Origin of the sequence: Streptomyces sp. NRRL B-24572, from assembly GCF_002156145.1 — a bacterium.
GTDB lineage: Bacteria > Actinomycetota > Actinomycetes > Streptomycetales > Streptomycetaceae > Streptomyces > Streptomyces vietnamensis.
Genome location: NZ_MWIG01001204.1, coordinates 1 through 656, shown reverse-complemented (window position 1 = coordinate 656; position 656 = coordinate 1). Strand labels below are relative to the sequence as shown.

The following is a 656-nucleotide window of genomic DNA, read 5'->3' as shown; positions in this document are numbered from 1 at the left end:
GAGGGAGAGCGGTGCCGAGCCCCGGTCGAGGGCCGCTTCGGGCGAGGCCGCTTCGGGGCTGGTGCCGAGATCGGTGCCGGGATCGGTGCGCAGGCCGGTGTCGAGCCCCGGTGCGGGGGCGGTGTCCGCTCTCGCACCGGAAGGGCCGGAAACCGTCGTGCGGTTTCCGGCCCTTTCCCGTAAGCGTGCTCGTACGTCAGGCCGCGACCGGCGTGCCCCGCTCCTCGCGGGCCTTCGCGTCCGTCGTCTCCCCGGCGCCGAAGAGCCGGTCGAGGGCCAGCGCGCCCGGGCCCGTGAACACGAGCAGCAGGAAGGCCCAGCAGAACATGGCCGAGCTCTCGCCGCCGTTCTGGAGCGGGAAGAGCGACTCCGGCTGGTGGACCTTGAAGTACGCGTACGCCATCGAGCCCGAGGCGAGGAAGGCGGCGCTCCGGGTGCCGAGTCCGGCCAGGACCAGGACGCCGGCGCCGAGCTGGATGACGGCCGCGTACCAGCCCGGCCACGTGCCGGCCGGTATCGCGGTGCCGCCGAGGAGGCCGAAGAGCGAGGAGGCGCCGTGGCAGGCGAAGAGCAGGCCGACGACGATGCGGAACAGGCCGAGCGCGTAGGGCTGGGCGTGGTTCAGGCGGGCCGTGAGGCTCGTGGGGGTGGGGTTC

At 73.9% G+C, this 656-nt stretch carries 1 protein-coding gene; it reads right to left on the bottom strand.

Features of this window, described 5'->3' with window-relative positions; all coding sequences use genetic code 11:
• Positions 1 to 196: 196 nt before the first annotated feature.
• The gene (locus CCN56_RS41315) at positions 197 to 625 is read right to left on the bottom strand and encodes a DoxX family protein (protein ID WP_086832599.1); all 429 of its coding nucleotides are present in this window, start codon (positions 623 to 625) and stop codon (positions 197 to 199) included.
• Positions 626 to 656 lie beyond the last annotated feature (31 nt).